This is a genomic window from Imhoffiella purpurea (assembly GCF_000585215.1).
Classification (GTDB): Bacteria; Pseudomonadota; Gammaproteobacteria; order Chromatiales; family Chromatiaceae; genus Imhoffiella; species Imhoffiella purpurea.
In genome coordinates this window covers 81,808-88,343 of record NZ_AONC01000006.1, presented here as the reverse complement: position 1 = coordinate 88,343, position 6,536 = coordinate 81,808, and the positions used below count along the sequence as shown (strand labels likewise).

The 6,536-nt window shown below is 66.0% G+C and carries 4 protein-coding genes and 1 pseudogene; 3 read left to right on the top strand and 2 right to left on the bottom strand.

Features of this window, described 5'->3' with window-relative positions; genetic code table 11:
* Window positions 1-811, bottom strand: a pseudogene (locus D779_RS02830) (YgiQ family radical SAM protein); the annotation flags it as partial.
* A 220-nt stretch (window positions 812-1,031) separates the two neighbouring features.
* Here D779_RS02830 and pomA point away from each other — a divergent pair.
* The 3 genes from pomA to D779_RS02815 are packed head-to-tail and all read left to right on the top strand — an operon-like array spanning window position 1,032 to window position 3,277.
* Window positions 1,032-1,790 carry a flagellar motor protein PomA gene (pomA, locus tag D779_RS02825; protein ID WP_043749081.1) on the top strand — a complete coding sequence of 253 codons (759 nt, stop codon included), beginning with the start codon at window positions 1,032-1,034 and terminating at the stop codon, window positions 1,788-1,790.
* A 33-nt stretch (window positions 1,791-1,823) separates the two neighbouring features.
* Window positions 1,824-2,696 (top strand): type VI secretion system protein TssL, long form, encoded by an 873-nt coding sequence (gene tssL, locus D779_RS02820; protein WP_043749078.1) that lies wholly within the window; start codon window positions 1,824-1,826, stop codon window positions 2,694-2,696.
* A complete protein-coding gene (locus D779_RS02815; protein ID WP_043749074.1) occupies window positions 2,693-3,277 on the top strand; it encodes a PilZ domain-containing protein in 585 nt (194 codons plus the stop codon). The genes tssL and D779_RS02815 overlap by 4 nt, the downstream gene beginning before the upstream one ends.
* 66 nt (window positions 3,278-3,343) lie before the next feature.
* On the opposite strand, the gene D779_RS02810 is transcribed toward D779_RS02815, so the two are convergent.
* A complete protein-coding gene (locus tag D779_RS02810; RefSeq protein ID WP_043749072.1) occupies window positions 3,344-6,445 on the bottom strand; it encodes an efflux RND transporter permease subunit in 3,102 nt (1,033 codons plus the stop codon).
* Window positions 6,446-6,536: the final 91 nt, after the last annotated feature.

Genomic DNA, 6,536 nt, shown 5'->3' with positions numbered 1-6,536 from the left:
GGGCCGGACGCGGCCGGCTCGGCTCGGGCGCCCGCCCCTGGAGATGGCACTCGGGATCCGGCTCGTAGGGATTGGGATGGCGCTTGGGAGCGACCTCCCCCTCGACCCGGCTCAGGTCCAGTTCGGCCCACCCCTCCAGACCGCCCCGGGTCATGAAGGCGCTGCCGCGCAGATCGCGGATCTCGGCGACGGGCTCGCCACGCGCCAGGCGGTGCGCCAACTCGACCACGGCGCGCTCGGCATTGCCGAACAGCAGGATGTCGGCCTTGGAGTCGAGCAGGACCGAGCGGCGCACCTTCTCGGACCAGTAGTCGAAATGCGCGATGCGCCTCAGGCTGGCCTCGATGCCTCCCAGGACGATGCATGCGTCCCGGTACGCCTCGCGCGCCCGCTGCGCATAGACGGTCACCGAGCGGTCCGGCCGGCGACCGGGCTGCGCATCCGGGGTATAGGCGTCGTCCGAACGCAGACGCCGATCGGCGGTATAGCGGTTGACCATGGAGTCCATGTTGCCGGCGGTCACGCCGAAGAAGAGATTGGGCCGGCCGAGCCGCCTGAAATCCTCGGCCGAGGTCCAGTCCGGCTGCGAGAGAATGCCGACCCGAAACCCCTGGGCCTCCAGCAGACGGCCGATGATGGCCATGCCGAAGGAGGGATGGTCCACGTAGGCGTCGCCGGTGACCACGATGACGTCGCAGCTGTCCCACCCGAGGAGATCCATCTCGGCACGCGACATCGGCAGCTCGGGCGCGACCCCGAAACGGTGCGCCCAGTGCTTGCGGTAGGAGAAAATATCGGGGGCGCTCTGCATGGTCGATCGGATCCGTCAGCCGTCATGGATCGGCCATTGTAATGCAGGACAACGGCTGGACCCGAATGGCACAATCGCTGGAGAATGACGCGGTCTCGAGACCATGGTCTCCAACGATCGAGAGGCGCTGGCTGCATGGCGTGCGGCGCGATCCGAGTCGATCGGCTCCGGGCTTGTCTGGATCGCGCGATCGAATCTCTGACGTATCGAGGACAACGAAGTGGATTTAGCGACCCTGTTGGGAATGGTAGGGGCGATCGGCGTGATGGTCGGCGCCATCGTGCTCGGTGGCGACATCATGGTCTTCATGGACATACCATCGATCGTCATCGTACTCGTCGGCACCATGTTCGTGGTCATGTTCCGAACCACCCTCGGCCATTTCCTGGGCAGCTTCAAGGTCGCGCTAGGGGCCTTCCTCCACAAATCGACCTCGCCGAACGCCCTGATCGAGGAGGCGGTGGGCCTGGCCAACACCGCCCGCCGCGAGGGGCTGCTGGCACTCGAGGGCAAACCGATCTCGCACCCCTTCCTGCAGACCGGGATCTCGCTGTGCATCGACGGACATCCGCCGGACGTGGTGCAGAAGGTGCTCAGCAAGGACATCAACATGACCATCCAGCGCCAGGAGGCCGGCTATAGTGTCTTCAAGGCCACGGCCGAGGTGGCCCCGGCGATGGGGATGATCGGAACCCTCATCGGGCTGGTGCAGATGCTGGCGAACATGGACGACCCCAAGGCCATCGGCCCGGCCATGGCCGTGGCGCTCCTGACCACGCTCTACGGGGCGATTCTCGCCAACGCCTTCGCCACCCCGATCGCCGAGAAGCTCAAGCTGCGCAGCGGCGAGGAGAAGCTGTCCAAGACGCTGATCCTCGAATCCATCGCGGGGATCCAGGAAGGCCTGAATCCCCGGGTTCTCGAGCAGCTGCTCATGACCTATCTCCCGGAAAGCCAGCGCACCCAGAGCAAGGACTGATCCGACACACACGAACCCAGGCGGAGCCATCCGATGGAAGAGACCGAATGCGAATGCCCAGATCCGCCGGCCGGCGCACCCGAATGGATGGCCACCTTCGCCGACCTCATGTCGCTGATGATGTGCTTCTTCGTGCTGCTGCTGTCCTTCTCGGAGATGGACGTGCTGAAATACAAGCAGATCGCCGGCTCGATGAAGGCGGCATTCGGCGTCCAGCGCGAGGTCAAGGTGTCCGACATCCCGACCGGCACCAGCATCATCGCCCAGGAGTTCTCCCCCGCGCAGCCCCAGCCCACCCTGGTCAACGAGGTGCGTCAGCAGACCATGGACGAGATGCGGCAGTATCTCCAGATCGAGGGGCAGGCGACCACGGAGGCAGAGGCGCGGGAAGATGCGGAGAAAAAGGCCGAGGAAATCCGCGAGATGCTGAAGCAGGAGATCTCCGAGGGGCTGCTGGAGGTCTCGACCATCGAGGACTTGGTGATCATCCGCATCCAGGAGAAGGGCTCCTTCGAATCGGCCTCGGCCCGCATCTCGCCGGACTTCAGACGGATGCTGGAGAAGATCGGCGAGGCGCTCGATCAGGTCGAGGGCAAGATCATGGTCGCCGGACACACGGACAACATCCCCATCCAGAGCGCGGAATTCCCCTCGAACTGGGTCCTCTCGGCCGCGCGCGCCGCCGCCGTGGCCGACACCATGACCCGAGACGACCAGATCGATCCGCAGCGCGTCGAGATCCGCGCCTACGGCGAGAACAAGCCGCTGGCATCCAACGACAGCGCCGAAGGCCGGGCGCAGAATCGACGGGTGGAGATCATCGTGCTCGGCGATGCCAGCGCCCGGGAAGCGCTCGAGGACATCTCCGGCCTGGACCTGAGCTCACCGACGAAGGCCAACCCATGACCGACACCTCCCCTACCAGCCAGGATCAGGAACGGCGGCGGTTTTACCGCATCCAGGACGAAATCGGAATCAAGCTCACGCCGATCGCCGCGGCCGACGAGCAAGCGGCCATCGATGCCTTCGAGAATGACAGCAGATGCGCCGGCCTCCTGAACGAGCTGCGCGGGATGCGCTACCAGCATCTGCCTCAGCAGCGCAGCCTCGAAAACAAGTTTCCCACCGTCGCCGCCTACGTGCGCACCCTCGAGCGCCAGATCGACATGCTCGCACTGGCGATCGACGGCAGGGACGACTTCCCGACCGCCGCCTCGCACTTGGCGAACATCAGCGCGCAGGGCATCAGCCTGACCATCGACGGCAGCTACCCGATCGGATCCCTGGTGGACGTCAAGATGACGCTCTTCCCCGGCCCATGCCGTGTCGAGGCGCTCGGACGCGTCGTGCGCAACGACGCGAACAGCCCCAGCGGCGAAGTGGCCCTGGATTTCAGCCATCTGCGCGATGCCGATCGCGAGGCGCTGATCCGCCACGTCTATATGCTGCAGAGGCACCAGCTTCAGGCGCGCATGCCGGACGACTGAGTCCCGGAAGCCCGGCGAAGGCCATGCCCGGATCGGCCTCCTCGACCGATTCCGGACATGTCGCGATCAATCCGCCTGTTTCGGCTTCAGACGACCGCGGATGAGGACGAAGAAGAGCGGCACGAAGAGCACGCCCAGCATGCTGGCCGCCACCACGCCGCCGAGCACGCCGGTACCGATGGCGTTGCGCCCGCCGGCACCGGCCCCCGTGCTGATCGCCAGCGGCAGCACGCCGAACCCGAAGGCCAGCGAGGTCATGACGATGGGACGAATTCGCATCCGCGCCGCCTCCAGCGCCGCGGACAGCGCATCGGCGCCCTGCTCCTGGAGCGTCTTGGCGAACTCGACGATGAGGATGGCGTTCTTGGCCGAGAGACCGATGGTCGCGAGCAGACCGACCTGGAAATAGATGTCGCTCGGCAGTCCGCGCCCGCTCGCGGCGACCACGGCGCCGAGCACGCCCAGGGGCACCACCAGCATGACGGCGAATGGAACCGACCAGCTCTCGTAGAGCGCCGCCAGGGCCAGGAACACCACCAGCGCGGACAGGGCGTAGAGGGCCGGCGCCTGGGCGCCCGCCGCGCGCTCCTCGAAGGACAGACCGGTCCATTCGATCCCGATCCCCTTCGGCAGCTTCTCGGCCAGCTCGACCACCTTTTCCATGGCGGTCCCCGAGCTCAGCCCCGGAGCGGCCTGACCGAGGATCTCGGTCGAGGGCAGACCGTTGTAACGCTCGAGACGCGGCGAACCATAGGTCCAGTGCGCCGAGGCGAAGGCGGAGAAGGGCACCATCTCCCCGTTCCCGTTGCGGACGTACCAGGCGTCCAGATCCTCGGGCAGCATGCGATAGGGGGCATCGGCCTGCATGTAGACCTTCTTCACCCGGCCCTCGTGGACGAAGTCGTCCACGTAGGAACTGCCCCAGGCGATGGAAAGCGTGCGGTTGATGTCGTCGAGCGACAGCCCGAGCGCGCCCGCCTTGGTGCGGTCCACCTCGACCTGATACTGGGGTTCGTCGTCGCGGCCGTTGGGACGCACGGCGATGAGTCCGGGATCCTGCATTGCCATGCCCAGGAACTGGTTGCGCGCCTCCATGAGCGCCTCGTGCCCCAGACCGGCCCGGTCCTGAAGCTGGACGTCCCAGCCGGAGGCGGTTCCCAGCTCGATGACCGCCGGCGGGACGAAGGCGAAGACGCGGGCGTCGCGGATCTTGGAGAAGGCCCCCATCGCCCGCCCGGCGATCGCGTCGACCCGCAGATCCCGGCGGTCGCGCTCGTCCCAGTCCTTCAGGCGCACGAAGCCGATCGCCATGTTCTGGCCCTGACCGGAGAAGCTGAATCCGGCCACCGTGATCATCTCCTTCACGGCCTCCTGCTCGTTCTCCTTGAAATATTTCTCGACCTCGGCCAGCACGTCCAGGGTCCTTTCACGGGTGGCGCCGGCGGGCAGGACCGCCTGGACGATGAGGATGCCCTGATCCTCCTCGGGAAGCAGGGAGGTCGGCATGCGCTCGTGCAGGACGACCATGGCGCCCACCAGAAGGGCATAGACGCCCATGAACAGCCAGCGCCATTTCACGATGCGTTCCACGGTATTGCCGTAGAGGTCGACGCTGCGGCCGAAATTGCGGTTGAACCAGCCGAAGAATCCGCGGCGCGGACCGTGCGGGATCGGCTTGAGCAGGGTGGCGGTCAGGGCCGGACTCAGGGTCAGGGCCACGACCACGGACAGCAGCATGGCCGAGACGATGGTCACCGAGAACTGGCGATAGATGACCCCGGTGGAGCCGCTGAAGAAGGCCATGGGGACGAATACCGCCGAGAGCACCAGGGCGATGCCGACCAGGGCGCTGGTGATCTGGTCCATGGAACGCCGCGTGGCCTCCTTGGGCGGCAGCTTGTCCTCGCGCATGACGCGCTCGACGTTCTCCACCACCACGATGGCGTCGTCGACCAGCAGACCGATGGCCAGGACCATGGCGAAGAGCGTCAGCGTATTGATCGAATAGCCGAAGGCGGCCAGCACGCCGAAGGTCCCGAGCAACACCACGGGCACGGCGATGGTGGGGATGAGGGTGGCGCGGAAGTTCTGCAGAAAGAGATACATCACCAGGAACACCAGGATGACCGCCTCGAACAGGGTCTTGATCACCTCGCTGATGGAGATGCGCACGAAGGGCGTGGTGTCGTAGGGATAGACGGCCTCCATGCCCGGAGGGAAGAAGGCCGAGAGTTCCTCGACCTTGCGCTTGACCGCATCCGCGGTATCCAGGGCATTGGCCCCGGTCGCGAGCCGGATCGCCATACCGGCGGCCGGCCTCCCGTTGTGACGGGCCGTCTTGCCGTAGATCTCGCTGCCCAGGGAGACGCGCGCCACATCGCGCAGCAGGACGGTCGAGCCGTCCGAGTTGGTCTTGAGCCGGATGGCCCCGAATTCCTCGGGCGTGTTGAGCCGGCTCTGCACGTTCACCGTGGCGGTGAGCTGCTGCCCCTCCTCGGCCGGAATGGCGCCGAGCTGACCGGCCGACACCTGGGCGTTCTCGGCCTCGATCGCCGAGGCCACGTCGGCCGGGGTGAGGCCGTACTGGTTGAGACGGTTCGGATCCAGCCAGATGCGCATGGCGTACTGGGACTCGAACAATGTGATCTCGCCGACGCCCTGGACCCGGCTGACCGGATCCTTGACCAGACTGGCTGCATAGTCGCCCAGGTCCTCGCTGCCGAGACTGCCGTCGCGCGAGACGAAGGCCACCACCATGAGGAAGTTGCGCACCGACTTGGCGACCTGGATCCCCTGCTGCTGCACCTGGGTCGGCAGCAGGGCGTTGGCCAGCTGAAGCTTGTTCTGGACCTGCATCTGGGCGATGTCCGGGTCGACATCGTTGTTGAAGGTCAGGGTGATGGTGGAGACGCCGTTCGACTCGCTGGTCGAGGACATGTAGCGCAGACCGTCGAGCCCGTTCATCTGCTGCTCGATGACCTGGGTAACCGAGTCCTGCACGGTCTCGGCGGAGGCGCCGGGATAGGTGGAGGTGATGGCGATCGCCGGCGGCGCGATGCCGGGATACTGGGACACCGGCAGCGACAGGATGGAGAGCACGCCCGCCAACATGATGACGATGGCGATGACCCATGCGAAGACGGGGCGGTCGATGAAAAAGCGGGCCATGAAGGGCGTTCCTCGGAATGTCGATTGAGCTTTCAGCCTCCAGCGACCAGCGGCCAGCTATGGGCTGTCACCTGATGCGCGACCAGATCCA

What these genes read in the sequence shown, in the direction of transcription:
- tssL (WP_043749078.1), top strand. Translation starts at nt 1,824, where the DNA reads ATGGAAGAGACCGAATGCGAATGCCCAGATCCGCCGGCCGGCGCACCC.
- D779_RS02815 (WP_043749074.1), top strand. Translation starts at nt 2,693, where the DNA reads ATGACCGACACCTCCCCTACCAGCCAGGATCAGGAACGGCGGCGGTTT.
- D779_RS02810 (WP_043749072.1), bottom strand. Translation starts at nt 6,445, where the DNA reads ATGGCCCGCTTTTTCATCGACCGCCCCGTCTTCGCATGGGTCATCGCC.